Annotated in this window: 23 protein-coding genes, 1 pseudogene and 1 riboswitch; of the genes and pseudogenes, 16 read left to right on the top strand and 8 right to left on the bottom strand. The window is 32.3% G+C overall.

Annotated features, from left to right (window positions below; genetic code table 11):
* Positions 1-21: 21 nt before the first annotated feature.
* Positions 22-1,266 carry a phosphoribosylamine--glycine ligase gene (purD, locus tag NST87_RS08765; RefSeq protein ID WP_019468134.1) on the top strand — a complete coding sequence of 415 codons (1,245 nt, stop codon included), beginning with the start codon at positions 22-24 and terminating at the stop codon, positions 1,264-1,266.
* A gap of 208 nt (positions 1,267-1,474) precedes the next feature.
* Here purD and NST87_RS08760 read toward each other — a convergent pair whose 3' ends face one another.
* Genes NST87_RS08760 through NST87_RS08750 form a run of 3 tightly spaced genes read right to left on the bottom strand, consistent with a single transcriptional unit; the run spans position 1,475 to position 4,283 of the window.
* Positions 1,475-2,281: an energy-coupling factor transporter transmembrane component T family protein gene (locus tag NST87_RS08760; protein WP_019468133.1), complete on the bottom strand. Its 807-nt coding sequence runs from the start codon at positions 2,279-2,281 to the stop codon at positions 1,475-1,477.
* Positions 2,274-3,695, bottom strand: a complete 1,422-nt coding sequence (locus NST87_RS08755) for an ABC transporter ATP-binding protein (RefSeq protein WP_064264329.1) — start codon at positions 3,693-3,695, stop codon at positions 2,274-2,276. Before NST87_RS08755 ends, NST87_RS08760 begins: the two co-directional genes overlap by 8 nt.
* A gap of 12 nt (positions 3,696-3,707) precedes the next feature.
* A complete protein-coding gene (locus NST87_RS08750; RefSeq protein ID WP_019468131.1) occupies positions 3,708-4,283 on the bottom strand; it encodes an ECF transporter S component in 576 nt (191 codons plus the stop codon).
* A 74-nt stretch (positions 4,284-4,357) separates the two neighbouring features.
* A riboswitch (TPP riboswitch) is annotated at positions 4,358-4,459 on the bottom strand.
* 541 nt (positions 4,460-5,000) lie between these two features.
* On the opposite strand from NST87_RS08750, the pseudogene NST87_RS08745 reads away from it, so the two are divergent.
* Positions 5,001-5,419, top strand: a pseudogene (locus tag NST87_RS08745) (transposase); the annotation flags it as partial.
* 122 nt (positions 5,420-5,541) lie between these two features.
* On the opposite strand, the gene graF reads toward NST87_RS08745, so the two are convergent.
* Entirely contained in the window at positions 5,542-5,676 is a 135-nt protein-coding gene (gene graF, locus NST87_RS08740) for a glycopeptide resistance-associated protein GraF (protein ID WP_019467642.1), read from the bottom strand.
* Between the two features lie 239 nt (positions 5,677-5,915).
* On the opposite strand from graF, the gene auxA reads away from it, so the two are divergent.
* The 5 genes from auxA to ptsP all read left to right on the top strand — a co-directional run bounded on the left by auxA (position 5,916) and on the right by ptsP (position 11,357).
* Complete coding sequence (gene auxA, locus NST87_RS08735) at positions 5,916-7,217, top strand: lipoteichoic acid stability factor AuxA (protein WP_115041253.1); 1,302 nt, start codon at positions 5,916-5,918, stop codon at positions 7,215-7,217.
* A 220-nt stretch (positions 7,218-7,437) separates the two neighbouring features.
* Complete coding sequence (locus tag NST87_RS08730; protein ID WP_019467644.1) at positions 7,438-8,607, top strand: class I SAM-dependent rRNA methyltransferase; 1,170 nt, start codon at positions 7,438-7,440, stop codon at positions 8,605-8,607.
* A gap of 58 nt (positions 8,608-8,665) precedes the next feature.
* Positions 8,666-9,211, top strand: a complete 546-nt coding sequence (locus NST87_RS08725; protein ID WP_040030515.1) for a hypothetical protein — start codon at positions 8,666-8,668, stop codon at positions 9,209-9,211.
* 162 nt (positions 9,212-9,373) lie between these two features.
* Complete coding sequence (locus NST87_RS08720; RefSeq protein ID WP_019467646.1) at positions 9,374-9,640, top strand: phosphocarrier protein HPr; 267 nt, start codon at positions 9,374-9,376, stop codon at positions 9,638-9,640.
* A 1-nt stretch (position 9,641) separates the two neighbouring features.
* Positions 9,642-11,357: a phosphoenolpyruvate--protein phosphotransferase gene (ptsP, locus tag NST87_RS08715; RefSeq protein WP_340721587.1), complete on the top strand. Its 1,716-nt coding sequence runs from the start codon at positions 9,642-9,644 to the stop codon at positions 11,355-11,357.
* 884 nt (positions 11,358-12,241) lie between these two features.
* Here the strand turns inward: ptsP and NST87_RS08710 are convergent.
* Entirely contained in the window at positions 12,242-12,481 is a 240-nt protein-coding gene (locus NST87_RS08710) for a glutaredoxin family protein (RefSeq protein ID WP_019467857.1), read from the bottom strand.
* A 200-nt stretch (positions 12,482-12,681) separates the two neighbouring features.
* Between NST87_RS08710 and NST87_RS08705 the strand changes: the two genes are divergently transcribed.
* The 3 genes from NST87_RS08705 to NST87_RS08695 all read left to right on the top strand — a co-directional run bounded on the left by NST87_RS08705 (position 12,682) and on the right by NST87_RS08695 (position 15,799).
* Positions 12,682-14,034, top strand: a complete 1,353-nt coding sequence (locus NST87_RS08705; RefSeq protein ID WP_019467856.1) for a cytochrome ubiquinol oxidase subunit I — start codon at positions 12,682-12,684, stop codon at positions 14,032-14,034.
* Positions 14,034-15,050: a cytochrome d ubiquinol oxidase subunit II gene (locus tag NST87_RS08700; RefSeq protein ID WP_026034735.1), complete on the top strand. Its 1,017-nt coding sequence runs from the start codon at positions 14,034-14,036 to the stop codon at positions 15,048-15,050. The genes NST87_RS08705 and NST87_RS08700 overlap by 1 nt, the downstream gene beginning before the upstream one ends.
* A gap of 89 nt (positions 15,051-15,139) precedes the next feature.
* A complete protein-coding gene (locus NST87_RS08695) occupies positions 15,140-15,799 on the top strand; it encodes a potassium channel family protein (RefSeq protein WP_019467854.1) in 660 nt (219 codons plus the stop codon).
* Between the two features lie 264 nt (positions 15,800-16,063).
* On the opposite strand, the gene rnjA is transcribed toward NST87_RS08695, so the two are convergent.
* Positions 16,064-17,929, bottom strand: coding sequence for a ribonuclease J1 (gene rnjA / locus NST87_RS08690; RefSeq protein ID WP_040030517.1), 1,866 nt, complete (start codon positions 17,927-17,929; stop codon positions 16,064-16,066).
* Complete coding sequence (locus NST87_RS08685; protein WP_019467852.1) at positions 17,929-18,144, bottom strand: DNA-dependent RNA polymerase subunit epsilon; 216 nt, start codon at positions 18,142-18,144, stop codon at positions 17,929-17,931. The genes rnjA and NST87_RS08685 overlap by 1 nt, the downstream gene beginning before the upstream one ends.
* Positions 18,145-18,626: 482 nt before the next feature.
* Between NST87_RS08685 and NST87_RS08680 the strand changes: the two genes are divergently transcribed.
* Entirely contained in the window at positions 18,627-18,899 is a 273-nt protein-coding gene (locus tag NST87_RS08680) for a hypothetical protein (RefSeq protein WP_019467851.1), read from the top strand.
* A 52-nt stretch (positions 18,900-18,951) separates the two neighbouring features.
* On the opposite strand, the gene def is transcribed toward NST87_RS08680, so the two are convergent.
* Positions 18,952-19,503, bottom strand: a complete 552-nt coding sequence (gene def, locus NST87_RS08675; RefSeq protein ID WP_019467850.1) for a peptide deformylase — start codon at positions 19,501-19,503, stop codon at positions 18,952-18,954.
* A 122-nt stretch (positions 19,504-19,625) separates the two neighbouring features.
* On the opposite strand from def, the gene NST87_RS08670 reads away from it, so the two are divergent.
* The 5 genes from NST87_RS08670 (at position 19,626) to lpdA (ending at position 25,487) form a co-directional block, all read left to right on the top strand.
* Positions 19,626-20,252, top strand: a complete 627-nt coding sequence (locus tag NST87_RS08670; RefSeq protein ID WP_019467849.1) for a YkyA family protein — start codon at positions 19,626-19,628, stop codon at positions 20,250-20,252.
* A gap of 264 nt (positions 20,253-20,516) precedes the next feature.
* A complete protein-coding gene (gene pdhA, locus NST87_RS08665; RefSeq protein ID WP_019467848.1) occupies positions 20,517-21,629 on the top strand; it encodes a pyruvate dehydrogenase (acetyl-transferring) E1 component subunit alpha in 1,113 nt (370 codons plus the stop codon).
* Between the two features lie 3 nt (positions 21,630-21,632).
* Complete coding sequence (locus NST87_RS08660) at positions 21,633-22,610, top strand: alpha-ketoacid dehydrogenase subunit beta (RefSeq protein WP_040030519.1); 978 nt, start codon at positions 21,633-21,635, stop codon at positions 22,608-22,610.
* Positions 22,611-22,751: 141 nt separating this feature from the next.
* Entirely contained in the window at positions 22,752-24,077 is a 1,326-nt protein-coding gene (locus tag NST87_RS08655) for a dihydrolipoamide acetyltransferase family protein (RefSeq protein ID WP_340721585.1), read from the top strand.
* A gap of 3 nt (positions 24,078-24,080) precedes the next feature.
* Positions 24,081-25,487: a dihydrolipoyl dehydrogenase gene (gene lpdA, locus NST87_RS08650; RefSeq protein ID WP_019467845.1), complete on the top strand. Its 1,407-nt coding sequence runs from the start codon at positions 24,081-24,083 to the stop codon at positions 25,485-25,487.
* The last annotated feature ends 161 nt before the right edge of the window (positions 25,488-25,648 follow it).

The following is a 25,648-nucleotide window of genomic DNA, read 5'->3' as shown; positions in this document are numbered from 1 at the left end:
ATATTGGAGGCAAAATTATTTATGAAAGTACTAGTCATTGGCACAGGTGGAAGAGAACATATTTTAGCACATAAGTTAAAACAGTCTTCACTCGTAAATGAAATTTTTGCAATTCCAGGAAATGATGCAATGTCAGATATTGCAAATGTACATTGTGAAATAGCAGAAACAGACCATAGTCAAATTGTTGAATTTGCAGTTGCGCACAATATTTCTTGGGTCATTATTGGACCAGAACAGCCACTTACTGAAGGTTTAGCAGATAAGTTAATTGCAAAAAAGATCAAAGTATTTGGCCCTAATCAAGCAGCTGCTCAGATTGAAGGATCGAAATTATTCGCAAAGCAATTAATGCAGAAATACCATATTCCTACTGCAGAATACAAAGAAATATCAAACAAATCAGATGCGTTACATTATATTAAAACATGCCAATATCCTATCGTGTTAAAAAAAGATGGTTTGGCAGCTGGTAAAGGTGTTATTATAGCTGAAAATTATGATGAAGCTGAAGAAGCAGTTTACTCATTGTATCCACAAGAGCTTGGTACGGTTGTCTTTGAACAATTCTTAGAAGGTGAAGAATTCTCATTGATGACATTTGTAAATGGTGATTACGCTGTGCCGTTTGATTGTATTGCACAAGATCACAAACGTGCATATGACGATGACAAAGGGCCTAATACTGGAGGGATGGGAGCGTATTGCCCTGTACCTCACATAAATAAAGAAGTACTTAAGCTTACTAATGAAGTGATTGCGCAACCTATAGCCGAAGCTATGTATACGGAAGGTTATGAATTTTTTGGTGTTCTTTATATTGGCGTGATTTTAACTGCAGATGGTCCGAAGGTAATAGAATTTAATGCAAGATTTGGTGACCCTGAAGCACAAGTATTACTGACAAGATTGGAAAGCGATTTAATGCAACATATCTTAGACTTAGAAGCTAAAAATAAAATAGCCTTTAAGTGGAAAGATGCTTCGATTGTTGGTGTAATGCTTGCGTCTAAAGGGTACCCTGGTAATTACGAAAAAGGTAAAGTAGTTTCAGGATTTGATTTAAATGGTAATTATTTTGTCAGTGGTTTGAAACGAGATAAAGATAAATTTGTAACCAATGGCGGACGTGTCATCTTAGCATTGGGAGAGGGCAATGATATTGCAAGCGCTAAAGCAAATGCTTATAAAGCTGCAGAAAAAATTCAAAGTGACGCGTTATTTTATCGAAAAGATATTAGTAATAAAGCAATAAGACATCTATAAATATTCATAAAAAATCGTAATTTCTATTTAGCAGTGTATAGAAATTACGATTTTTAAGTTTTTAACATAGCATTTTTATTAAAAGAAATACAAGCACATACTATTTTATGAAAATGATCATATCAAAAAGATAAGACAAAGTGGTTTAGTTTTTGTCTTATCTTTATTTATTGGATAGTAATGAATTTTGGATAAAATAAGGTAATCGTTAATATATATTTTTTATACGAACATCGTTTATACCAGTAATCGGTAAGTGAAGTGTTAGGAAATAAGCAACTATCAAAATGATACTAAAAACGATGATTAATAGAACATCTTTATACGAGAAAGGCGCATGATAATAATAGGTGCGCGGACCATCTTTAAAACCCTTTTTCTCCATTGCAACAGCAAGTTGATGTGCTTTTCTAATGTTTTGGCTTAAAAGTGGAATCATAAGATGTTTGATTCTGTTTAATATATTGTAATTTTGTTGAGAGATAATTTGATATCTCATTTTTAAAGATTTCCTAAGTTGAACTAAAGAGCTAATCATTAATGGAACCATTCGTATAGCAGCCATAAATGCATAAGCAACTTTGGGTTTAACTTTTAAATGTTGCATAAGACTGTAAAAGACCATTACAATTTCAGATGTGAAAGCAATTAAGATACCGAAAAATGAGACGGTTGTTGTACGTAATGCTAAATGTAACCCTCTGACCAAACTTTCGGTGCTAATTTGAATAAATCCAAATTTAAACAAAATATGTGTACCTTCACCATAAAAAATCATGAATAAAGCTGAAATTAAGCTGAAAGTAATAGTAAAGAAAATAAAAGTAAATGTAATTTTTAATTTTATACCATTGAATAGTAATAAAAATAGGAACATCAATAAGCAAATATAAATCATGTAATCAAATTGATGTACAAATATAACAAAGAAAAACAAAATAATGGCCAATGTTAATTTCGTAATGATATTCACATCATCCATGAAGGAGTAATGTTTTTTCCATATTTCAAACATGATTATCACCTGCTATCTCTAGTATTTGTTTTTTTCTTACATACAATTTACGTGTAGGATAGCGTGCGATAATCTCAGGATCATGTGTAACCATTATGATAGTTTGACCATCTTTAACGCGTTGCTGAAATAATTTAATTAGATTAAAAGTATTATGGCTATCTAAACCAAATGTTGGCTCATCCAATAAAATATAATCTGATGAAGAACTTAGAGCTATGGCGACACTCAGTCTACGTTTCTGACCGATTGATAATTCATACGGATGTTGTGACTGCACATCTTCTAAATTTAACATTTTAAGCATTTGTACAGTTTTATCATTAGCTTCTGATATAGAAGGATAAATGGCCTTGTTTTGGATGAAGATTTCTTTGTAAACCGAATTTGCAATAAATTGTAGTTCAGGATTTTGATATACAAGATACATATTTTTAGCAGCTTCTTTAATTTTAGTGATTTTTTTGCCATCAAAAAACATGGTGCCATCATATTTAATGAGCTGCATAATTGATTCTAATAAGGAAGTCTTACCTGAACCGTTTGCACCAGTAATTGTAATCCATTCACCGCTAGTAACATTGAGTTTCGGTATATCAATAAGTGTTTTTTTTCTTCTTTTTACAGACCCTTGTTCAAAAAGCAATAGATGATTATCGGCATTTTGTACATTAGATGGTTGTAAATCTATAGGTGAAGGTGCGTTGTCCCATGCTTTTGGATGCCAAACACCATATTCGGATAAAAGGTGTTCATAGTTTTTTAATATGTCAGCGGGTGATGCGTCGCCAATAATGACACCATCATAGTTTAATAATATAACACGATCAATATGTTGCCATATATGTTCTACTTTATGTTCAACTATGATAACAGTTTGGTCTTGCCATAAGGCTTTAATCTTATTCCATAAATCTTCAGTTGATGCTACATCTAACATCGCTGTTGGTTCATCTAAAAATAAAGTGTCGGCTTGCTGTAATAATGTTTCTGCAATAGCTAATTTTTGTTTCATACCGCCACTTAAATTATTGATATAATGGTCTTTATTTACGTTTAAATCTACAGAGTTAAGTGCTGTTTCAATTAAGGCATCCATTTTGTGTCGTGGTGTTTGTAGGTTTTCCAGGACAAAAGCGAGTTCTTCATATACTTTTGGCATACAGAATTGACTATCAGGCTCTTGAAAAATAACACCACAATCATGATCAATCTCTAATTTATCGTATTTCATCGGTAAATCAATGAGATTTGGTACGATACCACTTAAAACATTTAGTAGCGTGCTTTTACCTGAACCAGAAGGGCCGAGTATAAGCACTTTTTCTTTATCTTTAATATGAAGTGATAAATTGTCGAATATTTTCTTTTGTCCATTTGGGTATTTTAGACGTAGATTTTCAGTGACTATCAACTTTTATGCTCCTTATAAATTGTCATAATCTTTTTGTGTTGCAGGTCTGAATAATTTAGTTACGCCAGTTTGATCTAATATTTTGACAATATAATAGGACAACAATCCAGCCACAACAATACCACTAATTAATCTAAATACGATATAAAGTGTTAAGTTCCAACCCGCAATTTCTCCTAAATAACCATAAGCAAAATCAAGAGGTAGTGTCGCAACAGATGCTAAAAATCCTGCTAACATAGCTACCATTGCCGAACGTGATTTATATCTAAAAATAGCGAAAATAATTTCGCATGCTAATCCTTGAAGTAATGCATAGACCATTGTGGGAATATCAAATCTTCCCATTACAATCGTTTCACCTGCACCTGCTGCAAATTCAGCTAAAATGGCAATACCAGCTTTTGGTATGATTAAGTATGCAACAATTGCAGCCATAAACCACGCACCGTATGTTAATTCTTCTAGATGAAGACCAGAAACCTGCACTGCTTTATATACTAAAGTCCAAATATTATAAACGATTGCAAAAACAACAGCTATAAGTACAGTTACTAAAATTTCTGATAGTTTTAAACCTTTTGACATAAATTCTCCTCCAATAAAAAAACGCACAACCTTCTAGAAGTTGCGCGTTAAATATAGGCATACGGATACCAAAAACATATCACGATACACTTTCCTACGCTAGTTTAATCTAGATCAGGTTCAAAGGGTTTGAGGGTATACCTCATCTCAGTCACAAAACACCCCTAGTGCGAATATTAATTTTTAATTTTAACTATAATGTATGACTTTTAATTCATTATGTCAAGGTCTATTCACGTTGAAATTAATATTATAACCCAAATCGTTCAACATAACGTAAGGTTAAATATAGCGTATTCGTTTTATAAATTTGGCGATATGGCTGTGTAATTTTTGGTAGTTAGAAATTGTTTTGTTCATCGTTTATAATGATAAAAAGTAAATAATTAAGGTCAATTACCAATCATGGTAAATGATATGTGGTGTTTAACTTATGCTGAAGTTTTTCTGTTGTTCAAATACATCTTTGCTAGGATATTTGTATCGTTTAGCGCCTAAATAAGATGGTATGAATGACTAGTGACTCAGATTAAGTAGAGCATACCTTCAGGCAAACATGCATGGTAAAAAATGACATGATATCTAATAAAGGACTAATCCGTGTAATGATATGCTCCCTTCAAAGTAGACACTTAAAAATGTAAACTTTGAAGGGAGCTTTTTTATGACCCATAGAAAATTATCAACTGAAACTTATCAAAAAGCTTTCAACTTAATGGTGAAAAACTTTACTTAAGTGCTATTTATGACTTAGGCATCAAACAGATTATTAGTCATAAATTAAGTACCTCAAATAACAATAAATTTGTATTAGATACGCTCAAAAAAGCAGTCAAATTGGTGCCGAATACTGAATGTATAATCTTGCATAGCGACAGAGGATATCAATATACAAGCAGATTATTTAAAGTTACGTTAGAGCAACTTGGTATAAAACAAAGTATGTCACGACCAGGATGTTGCATAGATAATGGACCTATGGAAGGTGTATGGGGAACCATCAAAAGTGAATTGTTTAGAGGTGAAAAAAAGTGATTTTTAAAGACAAGACTACAGCAATAAAAGCGATTAATTCATATATAGAATTTTTTAATCAAGAAAGAATAACATTAAAAATGGCTACCTTTATATCGTAAATATAAGGTAGCCATAAACATTTTGTTTTTTTCACTGTCTACTTGACAGGGTGCAGTTCATAAAACGGATTAGTCCTTTATGTTAAATTGCAATGCTCATTTAGAAATCAAAAACGTATATTTTAATCTAAAGTATCTTGAATATTTTTTTTCGTTTCTTCAGTGCTCTCTTCTGCAGATTCTTTTTTATCTTTTAATTTATCTTCAGCTTCTTTTGCTTTTTCAGCTGCTTTTTTATTTAATTCTTCTTTACTCATAGTTAAACACTCCTTCAATATTCAAATTACTTATGCTTTCAATATACCACTTCATTTAAAAAGTAAACAATAAAGATTTAACGGATTATATTTTTTTGAATTTGAAATATTTGTTTAAATGATTATATTTGGTGGAAACTTGACTGTACAACTATTTTCTATCATACTATAGACTTATTTATTGATTTATTAAAGACAAGAACTAAATGTTAATATATAATAACTTTGAGGTGAATGGTATGTCTTTTTTAAAGAAACACGCTGAGATATTATATAGTTATATAATAGGCATCGTTTCGCTCTTCACAGGTCTCATCATTTTAATAAATTTATCTATGATCCATGATTTAAAGGACAAAGGTAAAATTGAATTACATATTCATAATGTTTGGGATTTTATAAATGCATTTTTTGCAGAAATCATAAGAGTTATGAGTAATTATATAGGGAATTTCCCAGTTATAAGTGCAGTATTAATTATTTTATTTGGTATTGCAGTTATTCTACTTGGTTTCACTCTATTAAGAACAACAAGATATGATTATGATGTTTCAATCTTCTTCTTAGTTATAGGAATACTGTTCTTCATTATAACACTTATTTTAATGACACAAGTTTATAGTTTTTTTGCCATCATTTTTATCATCCCATTTGTGATTCATATTGGGTATATTGTATATAAAGATGAATTAAATCCAAATCATAGAAAATATCATTATTTATTAATTATTTTCAGTTATGGTATAAGCTATTTAATTACGCAAATCGTGTTATATGGAAGAATAGATAGTGACGAAATCATTCCTATTGATATTTTGAGTGTAAATTCATTCTTTTTATTGATGTGGTTATTAGGTCAAATGTCAATTTGGAATTTCTTGTTTTTAAGAAGGGCACTACCTTTAACAAAACAAGAATTAGGTGAAGAAGAACCTGAATTATCGAGAACAAGCAAAGGTACAGTTACAAACCAAACGAAAGAACATTTGAAAAGTTTACAAGATAAGACAACTGAGTTTACTCGAAAAACACGTAGAAGTGTTGATATTCAAAAATTAAGAGATAAAAAAGACAAATTTATCGAAAAATGGAAGAATATTATTGATATACAAGAGGATGATATACCAAATTGGATGAAAATACCAAAATGGGTTAAATCAGCTTATGTAGAAATATTTTGTGGTGTTGTATTATTATTCTTTACAATCATAGAATTTAATAATAGAAATTCATTATTTGTTTCAGGTAATTGGGAAATTTCTCAAACACAATATGTGATTGAATGGATTACTTTATTATTATTGATGCTGATTATCATTGCGTATATATTAACGACATTAACAAACTACTTGAGAGATAAATTCTATTATCTGCAGTTATTCATGGTAAGTATATTATTTTTCAAATTGTTAACAGAATTTATGAATATTATGGTTCATGGTCTATTATTGTCTATTTTCATTACGCCTATATTGTTTGTGATGTTAATAGCGGTGATTGTATCATTCATTATTAAATTACGTGAACCTTCAAAAGATTAACAAGTAAATATAATTTTAAAAGAACTGGTCTTAGCTATATGCCAGTTCTTTTTTTCATGATTGTAATGACACGGATAACCTGTTGATTTAAATAAAAAGCGACACTATGTGTGAATTGAGAAAGCATTCAATTACATATAAATGATGTTACTATGATTATTGAGATGATAGAATAAAAAAGCATAAATTATAAAATTATTAGAAAGGCTGACATATAATTATGAAAACTGCCACATTAAATAAAGGTAAAGAAACGAAATATCTAAATGGATATCCATTAATCGACGAAGATGATGTGTTTGCGCATGACCATTTAAAAGAGGGCGATTTATTCTCATTAATCAACGATGAACAAAAATATATTGCAACTGCATATGTCGGAAGACAACATAAAGGTCTTGGCTGGGTATTAAGTTATGACGAAAACGAAGTGGTTAACACTCAATTTTTTGAGAAACTTTTTGAAATCGCTAAACAAGAAAGAGCATATTTTTATAATATTGAAGGCACCAATGCTTTTAGAATTTTTAATGGTGAAGGTGACGGTGTAGGTGGACTGACAATTGATAACTATAACGGTCACTTTTTAATACAATGGTATTCTAAAGGTATTTATAAATATCGTTATCAAATTTTAAATGCTTTAAAAAATACCTTTGAATATAATTCTTTATTTGAAAAAATGCGATTTAAAGATGCTCAGATAGTTGGCGGATTTGTTGATGGTGAGGCGCCAGAATTTCCTATTGTAATCGAAGAAAATTTCACGTTTTATAATGTGGATTTAAATGATGGTCCTATGACGGGTATTTTCTTGGACCAAAAAGAGGTGCGTAAAAAATTACGAGATCACTTTGCTGAAGATAGATATTTATTAAATGTGTTTAGTTATACTGGTGCTTTTTCAGTTGTCTCAGCAGAAAAAGCTAAAGTAACGACTAGTGTTGATTTAGCTAATAGATCGCGCACCTTAACAGAAGAAAATTTTGGTTTAAATGCAATTGATCCAAAAACACAATATATATTTGTAATGGATACCTTTGATTATTTTAATTACGCACGCCGTCATGATTTATTATATGACACAATTGTAATTGATCCACCTAGTTTTGCTAGAAATAAGAAAAAAACATTTTCAGTATTGAAAGATTACGATAAATTAATTTTAGGTGCTTTGGATGTACTTTCTCCAGGTGGAACTTTATTATTGTGTACAAATAATAGTACATACTCACTAAAAGCATTTAAGAAGATGATTAAAGACACGTTAAATAGTGCAGAAGTTGATTTTGAATTATCAGAAGTTATGGGATTACCAAAAGATTTTAAAACACATCCACACTACAAACCTTCAAAATATTTGAAAGCTATTTTTGTAAATATACAGTAATTTCTTTGAAATAGGGTAATCATTTTACAGTACTAGATTTTACCAAGGAGTGAATATCATGAGTTTTAAGAATAAAATAACTAATAACGTAACACAGAAAGTCGGAAATAAAGTTTTAAATATTGAAGATATAAAGAATAAAAGTAGCATACCAACGACGAATATTGAATTGGATGAACGTCGTAAACGTGCCCAAGCAATTGTGAGAAAAAAATCAGTTTTATCTTCGAGTGTGAGTATTGTACCAATACCAGGTCTGGACTTTGGTGTAGATATCAAATTAATGAGAGATATTATTGAAGACGTTAATAAAATTTATGGCTTAGATCACAAACAAGTTAATTCGATGAGAGAAGATGTAAAAGAACGTATTTTTACAGCAGCTGCAATACAAGGCAGTCAATTTGTCGGTAGAAAAGTATCTAATGCTATATTAAAAGTGGTTATCAGAGACGTTGCAAAACGTATGGCTGCAAAACAGACAAAATGGTTCCCACTTGTAGGCCAAGCCATCTCAGCTTCTATCAGTTATTACTTTATGAAAAAAATCGGCGATGATCATATTGAAAAATGTGAAAAGGTTGCTAAATCTTTAATGGAATAGTGGAGCGTTTTCATAAAAAGAGACAATATTCACTGAATATTGTCATATCATGGGTGCAACGAATTGAATTTATATGTATAATTTGGTAATGTTATTATATAAAACTATGCTAGGTTTTATAATAAACTAACGATTCTAACTATACGAAGGAGACATCATATTATGGAACAAAAATCATATGTAATTATTGACGAAACAGGTATTCATGCACGTCCAGCTACAATGCTTGTTCAAACTGCATCAAAATTTGATTCAGATATTCAATTAGAATATAACGGTAAAAAAGTTAACTTGAAATCAATCATGGGTGTTATGAGTTTAGGCGTAGGTAAAGATGCTGAAATTACAATCTATGCTGACGGTAGTGATGAAACAGATGCAATGGAAGCGATTACTGATATCTTATCAAAAGAAGGATTAACTAAATAATATGTCTAATTATATTAATGGCATTGCTGCTTCAGATGGTGTAGCAATTGCTAAAGCATATTTATTAGTTGAACCTGATCTTTCATACGATAGTGAAAAGATTCAAGATGTCGACGCAGAAATTGCTAAGTTTCAAAATGCTATTGATACATCTAAAGTTGAATTAACAAAAATCAGAAATAATGCTGAAAAAAATCTCGGCGCCGATAAAGCTGCTATTTTTGATGCGCATTTATTAGTCTTGGATGATCCAGAGTTAATTCAACCGATTGAAGATAAAATTAAAAATGAACAAGTTAACGCACCAACTGCGCTTTCTGATGTAACTGGACAATTCATTACTATTTTTGAAGCAATGGATAATGAATACATGAAAGATCGTGCTGCAGATATTCGTGATGTGTCGAAACGAGTTTTAGCGCATATATTAGGTGTGGAGTTACCTAATCCTAGTATGATTGAAGAAAGCGTTGTTATTATAGGTAATGATTTAACGCCTTCAGATACTGCTCAATTAAACAAGGAATTTGTACAAGGTTTTGTTACAAATATTGGAGGCAGAACTTCTCACTCAGCAATTATGAGTCGCTCACTTGAAATTGCTGCAGTAGTAGGTACGAAATCAATAACACAAGAAGTTAAACAAGGCGACATGATTATTGTTGATGGTTTGACTGGTGAAGTGATAATTGATCCTACAGAAGACGAAGTCATTGCATACCAAAACAAACGCGAACGTTTCTTTGAAGATAAGAAAGAACTTCAAAAATTACGCGATGAAGAAACAACGACTGTTGACGGTGTTCATGCTGAACTTGCTGCTAATATCGGTACACCAAATGATTTAAAAGGTGTAATTGAAAATGGCGCTGAAGGTGTCGGATTATATCGTACTGAATTTTTATATATGGGTAGAGACGAAATGCCAACTGAAGACGAACAGTTTGAAGCTTATAAAAAAGTGCTTGAAACAATGGAAGATAAACGTGTTGTTGTTCGTACTTTAGATATAGGTGGAGATAAGGAACTACCATATTTAAATTTACCAGAAGAAATGAACCCGTTCTTAGGCTATCGTGCGATTCGTTTATGTCTAGATCAACCTGAGATCTTCAGACCACAATTGCGTGCCTTATTACGTGCTTCAGTTTATGGGAAATTAAATATTATGTTCCCAATGGTAGCGACAATCAAAGAATTCCGTGATGCTAAAGCATTATTATTAGAAGAAAAAGAAAATTTAACAAATGAAGGTATTGAAGTATCTGATGATATAGAAGTTGGTATCATGGTAGAAATTCCTTCAACAGCTGCATTAGCAGATGTTTTTGCTAAAGAAGTAGATTTCTTCAGTATTGGAACGAATGATTTAATTCAATATACAATGGCTGCAGATCGTATGTCAGAGCGAGTGTCATACTTGTATCAACCATACAATCCAGCAATTTTACGTTTAGTGCAACAAGTGATTAACGCTTCTCATAAAGAAGGTAAATGGACTGGAATGTGTGGAGAAATGGCCGGAGATGAAACTGCTATTCCATTACTATTAGGTCTAGGTTTAGATGAATTCTCTATGAGTGCGACATCAATTCTTAAAGCACGCCGTCAAATTAAAGGCTTAAGTAAAAATGAAATGGAAGAATTGGCACAAAAAGCAATTAACTGTGCTACTTCTGAAGAAGTACAAGACTTAGTAAGTAATTATACAAAATAAAAAAGATTGGGACACAAATCCCATTCTCACAATAAGAGGGCCAATCCTTAATATGGATTGGTCCTCTTTATATTTAAAATATTACGATTTTGATTGTGCATGCTTGCCTGGGGATATGGCTCGAGCCTGTAGTCTTTCGCTCATATCAATTCCCCGGGCGTCAGCACGATGCAAAATCGATACAAGAGATATGTTTTAATACAATAGAAAAAAGTTTCGTTTATTTAACTGATACAACAAATAGAAAGTCATATTTTTAATTAACCAAAAGATATAACCTAATGTGAATGCACATGAAGGATGCGTCGTCCATTTTATATAAGAAACTTACGATTTTGATTGTGCATGCTTGCCTGGGGATATGGCTCGAGCCTGTAGTCTCTCGCTCATATCAATTCCCCGGGCGTCAGCACGATGCAAAATCGATATAATTTATATTTTGTTATTTAAAAAATAAGGCTTTTTCGTATAATTTTATAAGCACTATTAAAATAACGAAGCGCCTTATTTATAAAGATTACAACATGGCTTGAATTTACATTACCAATGGAAACTTCAACTCTTATTTCTAAAAATGATATGCCACGACATGTGAATGAAATTGTTGAAACGATTTTTAATGAAAAAAGCAATTTCTATAACATCCAATAGATATTGCCTTTTTCACTTGTTCAAGAACTTTATGTCCTAGACGTTTTTATAGTTATATTAAAATTTACTCAAAAGGTAAGGAAATGTATGTGAAATTGAATAGTTTAGAGAAGTCGCAACTTGCTAAATTGTTTATTTTAGTTGAAATTAGGTTATGGTTAGATAACTCGTTTAAAATGTTGCATTTAGCCTTATTTCAGTTGATTTAGTTAATGTGTTTGTATTTGAGTGTTTTAATGTGTTGTTTCAATATTTAAGGTTTGGTTAATTTTTTCCATATCAACCTGGTACATCGGTTCACCATTCAATAATATAAAAGGTGTTGCAAAAGCATCATAATCAATCATTTCATTTCGATATTGCTGATTAGCGATGTTTTTTTCTACATATTTAAAGCCTTTATCAGTTAAATAGTTTTTAATAAAGGTACAAGGAGGGCAGTCATTCTGTGTGTAAATGATGATATCAGTCATTCAACATCAATCCTTTCTACAAAGTCGTTTTCTATAATAGTAAGTGACTTTTAATTAAAATTCAAGTTATAAAATTGCATGTAATTGGTCATTAATTTGTCACTTAATTCTGAGTTTAACTAATTTTAAAACATAGCCATTGGGTTTATAATGAATGGACGTTGTGATTTTTGTCACAAATAAATTAAAAAGGTGATATTATGGATTCAGTTGAATTAGCTCGTTTTCTAACTGCAATGACACTTGCAGTGCATATCATATTTGCAACAATTGGTGTGGGTGTCCCATTGATGTTTGCAGTTGCTGAGTTTTTAGGGATTAAAAAGAATGATCCTCATTATATAACATTAGCCAAAAGATGGTCTAAAGGTTATACGATTACTGTGGCAGTTGGGGTTGTAACAGGTACGATTATAGGACTACAACTGTCATTATTATGGCCAACGTTTATGCAAATGGGCGGCCATGTGATTGCATTACCGTTATTTATGGAAACATTTGCGTTTTTCTTTGAAGCAATTTTCTTAAGTATATATTTATACACTTGGGATAGATTTAAGAGTAAATGGACACATTTTTTAATTAGTATACCAGTGATTATTGGAGGTTCTTTCTCTGCCTTCTTTATTACGGCTGTCAATTCATTTATGAATACACCAGCTGGTTTTGATATTAAGAATGGTAAAATGATAAATGTTGAACCTTGGGTAGCAATGTTTAACGATTCATTTTTAATAAGATCTTTTCACGTTGTAACGACTGCTTTTATGACGATGGCTTTTGTACTAGCTGCCATTGCTGCATTCAAGTTAGTGAAAAATAAGTTTAAAAAAGATGCAGAATATCATAAAAAAGCATTGAAGTTAACAATGATTCTTGGCATTATCTTTACTTTAGGTTCAATGTTAGCAGGAGATTTATCTGCAAAATTTTTACATCAAGAACAACCAGAAAAACTAGCTGCGTATGAGTGGCATTTTGATACGGAATCCAATGCTGATTTAGTACTTTTTGGTTCTTTAAATGAAGAAACACAAGAAGTAACTGGAGCAATTAAAATTCCTAGTCTACTTAGTTTCTTGGCTGATAACAATGTCAATACTAAAGTGAAAGGCTTGGATGAATTTCCAAAAGAATTACATCCTCCAATGATTGTCCATTATTACTTTGATTTAATGGTGTCAATGGGTGTGTTCTGTTTAATTGTTTCAGCTGCATTTGTACTAACATTATGCTTTAAAAAATTACGGAAATTCACTTATTCAAAACCAATGTTATACGGTGCTTTATTAACTGGACCTGCAGCGATGTTAGCGATAGAGTTTGGTTGGTTCTTAACTGAACAAGGACGTCAACCTTGGATTGTACGTGGATATCTAAAAGTGGCTGAAGCAGCTACTCAAGCAGGTGGCTTAACACTCGTGACAATATTATTTGGTATATTATATTTAATATTAATTGTTACTTCTTCCTATGTATTAATAAGAATGTTTAAGGATAAACCAGCATATGAAGAATTTGAAGTAACTTCATCGGAAAGAGGTGATGCATGATGGTATTCGCATATATAGGTATCACGGTACTATGGATATTCTTATTTTGTTATATTATTGTTGCATCAATTGATTTTGGTGCTGGTTTCTTTACGCTACATGCTAAAATAACAAAACAAGATAAAAAAATTAATCACTTGATTGCACGTTACCTTAATCCAGTTTGGGAAGTAACGAATGTTTTCTTCGTATTCTTTTTCGTAGGAATGGTTGGTTTTTTCCCAGATTCAGCTAAGTATTTCGGTACAGTATTGCTTTTACCAGCATCTATTGCGCTGATATTGTTGTCCATTAGAGGTGGCTTTTATGCCTTTGAAAACTATGGACCAGATACAAAACTACCGTGGCTTGTACTATATGGTTTAGCAGGTTTATTCATACCTGCAGCCTTAGCCACTACTTTAACGATTTCTGAAGGTGGTTATATTACTGGCTCAAGTAATCACTTAGATTTAAATTGGTTTGAATTGTTGTTAAGTCCATATTCATGGTCGGTTGTATTTCTTGCAATTATATCCGTACTTTATATTTCATCTGGATTTTTAACTTACTATGCTTCAAAAGCAAATGATAAACCTGCTTATGGGTTATTAAGATACTGGTTCTTATTTTGGGGACCGCCAATGATCGCTATTTCATTATTTGTATTTCTATCATTAAGATTGCAAAATGAGACGCATTTCTATACAGCAGTATTTGATTATTGGTGGATGTTTGTACTCAGCTTACTATGTTTTGTTGGTGCAATGTTACTCACATTGATGAAAAAATGGCACGGTTTTGCATTTGTTTTAGTAATTTTACAAATGGCTTTTGCGTTCTTCGGCTACGGTGCAAGTAAATTACCATATATTTTATATCCATATATTCGCATAGATGAACATGTTGTTAATAGTGGTATGGCTATTGCTTTAATCATTGCGTTTATTTTAGGTTTACTTTTATTAATTCCATCGCTAATATTATTATTGAGATTATTTGTTTTTGATAAAAAATATGTTGAAGGTAAAAAGTAGACAAATATACTTAAATACAGTAGTAATGTTTATTGTTTAAACTACTAATATTTGATATATTTCAATTATCTTATTTTTGGAGGACGCATATGGATAAAGAATATGTGGTTATAGGTTTAGGTCGTTTTGGTGGTAGTATTGTTAGAGAATTAAATGCTTTAGATATGGATGTCATGGCGATTGATATGGATGAAGCGCGTGTGAATGAATATAGTGATATTGCCACACATGCAGTAATTGCTGACACAACTGATGAAGCAGTGATGAAAAGCTTAGGTATTAGAAATTTTGATCACGTTATTGTTGCAATAGGCGAAAATATTCAATCTAGTACGTTAACGACTTTGATTTTAAAAGAGTTGGGCGTAAAAAAAGTAACGGCTAAGGCTCAAAATGATTATCATGCTAAAATTTTAAATAAAATTGGTGCAGATACTGTTGTTCATCCTGAAAGAGATATGGGCAGAAGAATTGCACATAATGTAGCTAGTGCTAGTGTTTTAGATTATTTAGAATTAGCAGATGAACATTCAATAGTAGAAATTAAAGTTAGTGAAAAGATGGCAGGCCAAACAATTATAGAATTAGATATTAGAGCTCAATATGGTATAAGTATTATTGCTATTAAAAGAGGCAGAGATATTATCGTATCTCCGGATCCAAACATAAATATTGAAATTGGAGATATTTTAATTATGATTGGCCATGACAATGACTTAAACCGATTTGAAAAAAAGGTAGTTAGATAAATAATAATATATAAATTAAAGAAGGGATAGGGACGAATCAATGGTGCCCATACCCTTCTTTTTTAACACTTAACTGATTTTGTTTACTGGTGATGCGCAATATGTATATTATGTAAGAGTGATACTGTAGAGACGTACTATATCCTCCACACACAAGCAAACCAATACGTTCAAAATAGTAAGTATTTTAATATAAAAAGCACTCATCCAATGCAAATAGATGAGTGCTTTATTTTGAAAAGCTGATTATATTTTTGGTTATGATTATGATTCTGATGATTGATCTGATTGATTATCATCTTTTTTTGGTTTTGATTTCTGAGTTGTGTTTTTATTAGTTTTATTGTTCGAAACTTTTGTGTTTTTGCTTTGAGATTTAGGATTGTGTTTTTTTGCATTGTCTTTTTTTTGATTTGGTTTATTTTGTGGTTTTTTATTTTGAGAAGGTGTATCACCTTCATTTACTTTCATTATCACTGGTAAAATCATTGGCTTACGTGCTGTTTTTTCAAATAAATATGGTTGCAGCGTTTCAATGATTGATGATTTAATTTGATGCCATTGTATTTCTGGATTTTGGTTCAGTTTAGAAATTACATCGGTCTTGATTTTTCTTTGAGCATCATATATTAATTGACCAGATTCACGCATGTAAACAAAACCACGAGAAATAATGTCAGGGCCTGAGAGTAGTTTATTTGTTTTAAAGTCTATACTAACGACGACGATGACTAAACCTTCTTCAGACAATAATTTTCTATCTCGAATAACTACATTTCCAATATCTCCAATACCGCTACCATCGACTAACACGTTGCCGGATGGTATTCTTCCAGCTTTTCTAGCTGAATTATGTGTTAAAGCTAAGACGTCACCGATATCAAAGATAAACACGTTGTCTGGTTCTACGCCACATTCAATTCCTGATTGACCGTGTGCTTTTAACATACGATATTCGCCATGAATAGGAAGGAAGAATTTTGGACGTAGTAAGCGTAACATTAATTGTTGATCACCTTTAGATCCGTGTCCAGATGTGTGAATGTTTGAAACCTTATTGTGTATTACTTCAGCACCAGCGCGATATAATGAATTTATTGTGCGGTTGATACTTTTAGTATTACCTGGAATAGGCGAAGAACTAAATACAACAGTATCTTCTGGAATAATTTTTATTTGTTTGTGTGTACCGTTAGCAATTCTTGATAAAGCTGCCATTGGTTCACCTTGTGAACCTGTACATAAAATGAGTAACTCATGTTTAGGAACACTATTAATTTTGTTTGGTTCTATAAATGTTTCAGGTGGTGCTTTGATATAACCGAGTTCCATACCAATTTTAATATTGTTTTCCATTGAGCGACCAAAAGTTACAATTTTACGGTTGTGTTTAATTGCAGCTTCGACTGCTTGTTGAACACGGTAGATATTAGAAGCAAAAGTTGCAAAGATAATTCTACCACTACAATTACGGAATATCTTTTCAACATTTTGGCCTACTTCACGTTCACTCAATGTAAAATCAGGAACTAATGAGTTAGTAGAGTCTGAAAGTAAACAAAGTACACCTTCTTCTCCGAGTTTCGCCATTTTCGCTATATTTGCTGGCTCACCAACTGGCGTAAAATCAAATTTGAAATCTCCAGTGTGAACAATATTACCTTCTGGTGTATTAACAATAACACCATATGATTCTGGAATACTATGTGTTGTTAAATAGAAAGAAACTTCGAAATGTTTAGATTTGATAACGGAACTTTCTTCAATTTCAATAAGTTTTGTTGTTCTTAACAAGTGATGTTCTTCCAGCTTATTTCTGATTAAACCTAAAGCTAATGGTCCACCATATATAGGCACGTTTATTTGTTTTAATAGGTAGGGCACACCACCTATATGGTCTTCGTGGCCGTGTGTTATAAACAGACCAACTATTTTGTCTTGGTTCTGTTCTAAATAAGTAATGTCAGGAATCACGTAATCAATACCTAATAAGTTATCATCAGGGAATTTGATACCTGCATCTATAATTACGATTTCATCCTGATATTCTACGGCATAAGTGTTTTTTCCGATTTCACCTAAGCCACCAAGGGCATAAACCGCAACTTCATTTTTATGAATTTGTTTCATTACTCAGCTTGCTCCACATTAAAGTGATCAGATTGTTTTTCATATTCTAAATGTGCGCCCTCAAGTTTAGTAATAAACTCGATATTGTAATTACGGTCTTTCAAATATCTTCTTACTTGTTCTTCTGATTGAGCTTCAACATAAATAGTTTGTGTATGTTCTCTAACAACTACTTCTTCTTTGTTATGTTGAAAAAATACTTTAAATACTGCCATTATATCTATTTCCTCCTAAAATTTGGTTAAATTATTTATATAAACCCTGAAATGTATATTATTTTGTGAGCTTCTTAATCTTAAATAAAATGATATTTACTAAAAGTGTATTGAAACTACGTTTTTATATAAAGAGAACATACGAGCATTTGCCCAGTATGTTTCTAGGGTCATTTTAAATTCGTTCGTATAGAAAAATACAATTAGAAAGCATTTGTATGTTTTCAGTTATTTCTCATTTTACATGATGTAGTAGAATAAATAAAGCAGTTTTATTTTCTACTGATACTTAATATGTAGAAAAAAGTGATTCGCTATATATAAGGTGTTTAACTGAGTAAATTTAAATTAATCATTTTGAAATATTAAATGAATTACCAAATAGCTTGAGTCGATAATAAAAATTAATTATGATTAAAAGGAAATATAATAAGTAATAATATAAAGTAAAAAGTAATAGAGATGAAATGAAGGTGGTTGCTATGGATAAAGTGAAGCGTATTGTTGAAGATATTAAAAATGAAAAACAACGAACTGATAAGGTCTTTCAAGATATTACATTTGAAATACGTGCGGAACAAGTTATCATGTTTTTCAATTACAATGAAATCATTGATACTGTGAATGGAGATCAAAATTATGTAAAGCACAATCATGATCCTGTATTTATTGATATACAAGAATTAAATGCTTTGAAGAAAGAATTACAAGAATTGAATATAATGTACCATGAAAGAAGAGACGATTTTATGTAAAAAGAACTGTTAGTAAACGTGTGCAATTGCCACATATACTAACAGTTCTTTTTTATACTTCTACTGCATCTTCATGAGGTTGCAGTGGATGTTCTGAATCTATGTGATCATAAAACATGATACCATTAATATGGTCTATTTCATGTTGAACAACAACAGCTGGATAACCTTTTAATCGTAGTTTAACATCATTACCATCTATATCTTTTGCTTTAACAGTGACTCTATATTTACGATGTACTAGGCCTGGTACATTTTCGTCTACACTTAAGCAACCCTCACCAGTAGGTAAATAGGCTTCTTGAATGCTATGACTCATAATTTTAGGATTTACTAACATCAAGTCATAACTTTTACCTTCTCCATCATCTGGTAAATAGACGGCAATCATTCTTTTAGAAATATTGATTTGTGGTGCTGCAAGTCCGACGCCAGAACGAAGACCATATTTATTAGCAGTTTCTTCATCTTGGCTATTTATTAAAAATGCTCTCATAGATTTTAATGTCTCTCTATCTTCATCTGATAATGGGATTTCGACATCTTTAGCTTTTTCACGTAGTGTTGGATGTCCGTCTCTAATTATATCTTTCATTGTTAACATTTGTTCATACACCTTCCTTAATATAAAATATACCAAAGATTACCAAATAAAATACAGTAATAAATTTGATTTATTAAAATTTATTATATAATATAGCACACAAAAAAGGAGGATTTCTCAAAATGAAATTTAAATATGGTATTGGTGCCATACTAGCTTCCACTGTACTTATAGCTGGATGTACAACTGATAAAGGTGAAATAAAAGATTATAATGAAAAAATACAACAAGCATTCGATGAAGAAAAGCCTGTTTCATCAGTAGGCAAAAAACTTAATGAACTAGAGCAAAAAAAACAAAAGCTTGTTAAAAAAATCAATGGGAAAGATCAACAAGAAGCCAAACAAACTTCTGAAAAAATTGTAGATAATGTTGAAGAAAGACAAAAAGAATTTAAAAAAGAAGAAAATGCGTTAGATAATTCAGAAAAAGAATTTAAAAAAGCACAAAAACATTTAGATAATATTAGTGATAAAGATAAGAAAAAAGAAGTGAAAGAATTAAATGATGCTTTGAAAAATAAATATAAAGCACATGATAACTATGCAAATGCATACAAAAATATTATGAACAAAGAAAAAGATTTATTTGAATATGGATCTCGTGATCAAGCAAACCAAGAGGAAATGAATAAAAAGACAGAAGCTGTATCCAAATCATATAAAACTATGGATAAATCTTTTGATAAATACAAAGATGCAATGGAAAAAGTAAATAAAGAAAAACAAGATGTAGATAATTTAAATTAACTTAAAATGCTATTAATTTGAAATTTAAGGTAAATAACTATAGCATAATAAATGAGGACGCTTACATTCTTTTGGGAGTGGACAATTTGAAACTTGTAAAAAAGATAGTACAGCATGTTTGAAAATAGTAATACAGTTTTAAAACTGTACCTATTTACTGTATTACAGAACTTTTCATATTTGTTTAACAGTGAAACAGTTTTGTGATACAATGTTAAAGGATAAAATGAATTTCTATTATACGGGAAAGGTATGGTGAATTGAATGGCTCCGAAATTGAAAGCCCAATTCGATGCAGAGAAAGTATTGAAAGATACTGAATCTCAATTTGAAATGATCCAAATTTTGGATGAAGACGGTAATATCGTTAATAAAGATCTAGTACCTGATTTATCAGACGAGCAATTAGTAGAATTAATGGAAAGAATGGTTTGGACACGTATTCTTGATCAACGTTCTATTTCACTAAATAGACAAGGAAGATTAGGATTCTATGCACCTACTGCTGGACAAGAAGCTTCACAGTTAGCTTCTCAATATGCATTAGAACAAGAAGACTTTATTCTTCCTGGTTATCGTGATGTTCCACAATTAATTTGGCAAGGTCTGCCATTAACTGAAGCATTTTTATTCTCTAGAGGTCACTTCAAAGGAAATAGAATGCCTGAAGGTGTTAATGCACTAAGCCCACAAATTATTATCGGTGCACAATACGTACAAACAGCTGGTGTTGCACTTGGACTTAAAAAACGCGGGAAACAAGCTGTAGCAATCACATATACTGGTGATGGTGGTTCTTCACAAGGTGATTTCTATGAAGGTATTAACTTCGCTTCAGCTTACAAAGCGCCAGCAATATTTGTAATTCAAAATAATAACTATGCGATTTCTACGCCACGTAGTAAACAAACAGCTGCTGAAACTTTAGCTCAAAAAGCTATCTCAGTAGGTATTCCTGGCATACAAGTAGATGGAATGGATGCACTTGCAGTATATCAAGCAACTAAAGAAGCTCGTGATCGTGCTGTAAATGGTGAAGGTCCAACACTTATTGAAACAATCACTTATCGTTACGGTCCACATACAATGGCTGGCGACGATCCAACGAAATATAGAACTTCAGACGAAGATTCTGAATGGGAGAAAAAAGATCCATTAGTTCGTTTCAGAAAACATCTTGAAAATAAAGGTCTATGGACTGAAGAGAAAGAAAACGAAGTAATCGATCGTGCGAAAGCTGAAATTAAAACTGCTATCAAAGAAGCGGATAATACAGAAAAACAAAAAGTTACAGACTTAATGGAAAATATGTATGAAGAAATGCCTCAACATTTAGCAGAACAATATGAAATCTATAAAGAGAAGGAGTCGAAGTAACCGATGGCACAAATGACAATGGTTCAAGCGATTAATAATGCGCTTAAAACCGAATTACAAAATGATGAAAATGTCTTACTTTTCGGTGAAGACGTCGGTGTTAACGGTGGTGTATTCCGTGTAACTGAAGGATTACAAAAAGAATTCGGTGAAGACCGAGTATTTGATACACCTTTAGCAGAATCTGGAATTGGTGGTTTAGCTCTAGGCTTAACTACACAAGGTTACCGTCCAGTTATGGAAATCCAATTCTTAGGATTCGTATTTGAAGTGTTTGACTCTGTTGCAGGTCAAATTGCACGTACACGTTTCCGTTCTGGTAACTCAAAACAAGCACCAGTAACTATTCGCGCCCCATTTGGTGGTGGTGTGCACACTCCTGAATTACACGCAGATAATTTAGAAGGTATCTTAGCTCAATCACCAGGATTGAATGTAGTTATCCCATCTAGTCCTTATGACGCAAAAGGATTATTAATTTCTGCAATTAGAAGTAACGACCCAGTTGTATATTTAGAACACATGAAATTGTATCGTTCTTTCCGTGAAGAAGTGCCTGATGAAGAGTATACAATTGAAATTGGCAAAGCGAGTGTCAAACAAGAAGGTAATGACATTACATTAATAGCTTATGGTGCTATGGTACAAGAATCATTAAAAGCTGCTGAAGAATTAGAAAAAGATGGTCATTCAGTGGAAGTTATTGATTTACGTACTGTGCAACCAATCGACATAGAAACGTTAGTTGCTTCAGTAGAAAAAACTGGACGTGCAGTCGTAGTTCAAGAAGCACAACGTCAAGCTGGTGTTGGAGCTACTGTTGCTTCAGAATTAGCAGAGCGCGCAATTCTGTCATTAGAAGCACCTATTGCTCGTGTAGCTGCTGCTGATACCGTTTATCCGTTTACTCAAGCTGAAAATGTTTGGTTACCAAACAAAAACGATATCGTTGAAAAAGCAAAAGCAACATTAGAATTCTAATATTAATAAGTTTGGTATAACTTTTAAAATGTTATCCCGACTTCATTGATTAATAATAAAACAGCATGAGATTGCGAATCATAAGTTCCGCTCTCATTTTCTAATTTTTGACTAAATATGAATTTTTAGGAGGATAATAACGTGGCATTTGAATTTAAATTACCCGATATTGGTGAAGGTATCCACGAAGGTGAAATTGTAAAATGGTTTGTTAAAGCTGGAGATACTATCGAAGAAGATGATGTTTTAGCTGAAGTTCAAAATGACAAATCTGTAGTAGAAATTCCGTCACCTGTGTCAGGTACAGTGGAAGAAGTACTTGTAGATGAAGGTACAGTAGCTGTTGTCGGAGATACAATTGTTAAAATTGACGCGCCTGATGCAGAAGATATGGAATTTAAAGGTAGCGGTAGCAGTGAGTCTAAAGATGAAGCTGAAGCAGAAGCAGAACCTGCTAAAGAAGAAAGCTCTGAAGCAGAAGAAAGCTCTGAAGCAGCGGCAGCAACGCAATCATCAGCTGATGAAGATGTAGATGAAAATAAACGTGTTAAAGCAATGCCTTCAGTACGTAAATATGCACGTGAAAATGGCGTAAACATTAAAGCAGTTGTAGCTTCAGGTAAAAATGGACGTACAACGAAAGAAGACATTGATGCATACTTAAATGGAGATGCAAGTGCAGCTTCAACTGAAAGTGCAAGTGAAACTGCAGAAGAAACTTCTGCGAGCACAGCACAATCAGCGCCAGTTTCTAGTGAAGGTGAATTCCCAGAAACAACAGAAAAAATTCCTGCTATGCGTAAAGCAATCGCAAAAGCAATGGTGAATTCTAAACACACTGCACCTCACGTAACTTTAATGGATGAAATTGATGTTCAAGAATTATGGGATCATCGTAAAAAATTCAAAGAAGTTGCAGCTGAGCAAGGTACTAAATTAACATTCTTACCTTATGTAGTGAAAGCTCTTGTTTCTGCACTTAAGAAATATCCAGCACTTAACACAGAATTTAATGAAGAAGCTGGAGAAATTGTACACAAGCATTATTGGAATATTGGTATTGCAGCTGATACAGACAGAGGTTTATTAGTACCTGTTGTCAAACATGCTGACCGTAAGTCTATGTTCCAAATTTCAGATGAAATTAATGAATTAGCTGTAAAAGCACGCGATGGTAAATTAACTTCAGATGAAATGAAAGGTGCTACTTGTACTATTAGTAATATTGGATCAGCAGGTGGACAATGGTTCACACCAGTTATAAATCATCCAGAAGTAGCTATCTTAGGTATTGGTCGTATTGCCCAAAAACCTATCGTTAAAGACGGAGAAATTGTAGCTGCGCCAGTATTATCATTATCATTAAGCTTTGACCATAGACAAATCGATGGTGCTACTGGACAAAATGCAATGAACCATATCAAGCGTTTATTAAATAATCCAGAATTATTATTAATGGAGGGGTAAAACATGGTAGTTGGAGATTTCCCAATTGAAACAGATACTATTGTAATCGGAGCAGGACCTGGAGGATATGTTGCAGCAATTCGTGCAGCACAATTAGGTCAAAAAGTAACAATCGTTGAAAAAGGCGAATTAGGCGGTGTATGTCTTAACGTTGGATGTATTCCATCAAAAGCATTATTACACGCATCTCACCGTTATGATGAAACTAAAAACTCTGAAAATTTAGGTGTTATTGCTGAAAGTGTTTCACTTAAATTTGACAAAGTTCAAGAATTCAAACAATCAGTTGTTAAGAAATTAACTGGTGGCGTTGAAGGATTATTAAAAGGAAACAAAGTAGAAATCGTTAAAGGTGAAGCTTATTTCGTAGATAACAATAGTTTACGTGTTATGGATGAGAAAAGTGCTCAAACTTATAACTTCAAACATGCAATCATTGCAACTGGTTCAAGACCAATTGAAATTCCTAATTTCGAATTTGGTAACCGTGTTATTGATTCAACTGGTGCTTTGAATTTACAAGAAGTTCCTGGTAAATTAGTAGTCGTTGGTGGCGGTTATATCGGTTCAGAACTAGGTACTGCATTTGCAAACTTTGGTTCAGAAGTTACTATTTTAGAAGGTGCTAAAGATATCTTAGGCGGCTTCGAAAAACAAATGACACAACCTGTTAAAAAAGGCATGAAAGAAAAAGGCGTTGAAATTGTTACTGAAGCAATGGCTAAATCTGCTGAAGAAACAGATAACGGTGTTAAAGTAACTTATGAAGTTAAAGGTGAAGAACAAACGATTGATGCTGATTATGTATTAGTTACTGTTGGTCGTCGTCCAAACACTGATGAATTAGGTTTAGAAGAATTAGGCCTTAAATTCGCAGATCGTGGATTATTAGAAGTAGACAAACAAAGCCGTACTTCTATCGACAACATTTTTGCAATTGGTGATATCGTTCCTGGGCTACCATTAGCTCATAAAGCGAGCTATGAAGCAAAAGTAGCTGCTGAGGTTATTTCTGGAGAAGCATCAGAAGTGGATTACATTGGTATGCCTGCTGTTTGTTTCACAGAACCAGAACTAGCACAAGTAGGTTACACTGAAGCGCAAGCAAAAGAAGAAGGATTAGAAGTTACAGCTTCTAAATTCCCATACGCAGCAAACGGTCGTGCATTATCATTAGATGATACAACTGGTTTCGTTAAATTGTTAACACTTAAAGAAGATAATACACTAGTTGGTGCACAAGTAGTTGGTACTGGTGCTTCTGACATTATCTCTGAATTAGGCTTAGCAATAGAAGCTGGTATGAATGCTGAAGATTTAGCATTAACTGTACATGCTCACCCAACATTAGGTGAAATGTCTATGGAAGCTGCTGAAAAAGCTTTAGGATTACCAATTCATACAATGTAATAAATTAAAAAGTATAAATAGTTACACTTTAGATGTTTTATCTTAAATGGTTATGGAAGTAATGAACGAGATTACTGTTCTAGTGCTTTCAAATCAATGTATAAATGTTTAAAGCTTACAACAAATATATAGGGGCGGGAATAAGGAATCAATTTATTATA

Origin of the sequence: Staphylococcus sp. FSL W8-0271, assembly GCF_038006605.1 — a bacterium.
Classification (GTDB): Bacteria; Bacillota; Bacilli; order Staphylococcales; family Staphylococcaceae; genus Staphylococcus; species Staphylococcus cohnii.
This window is presented reverse-complemented; position numbering and strand designations above follow the sequence as displayed.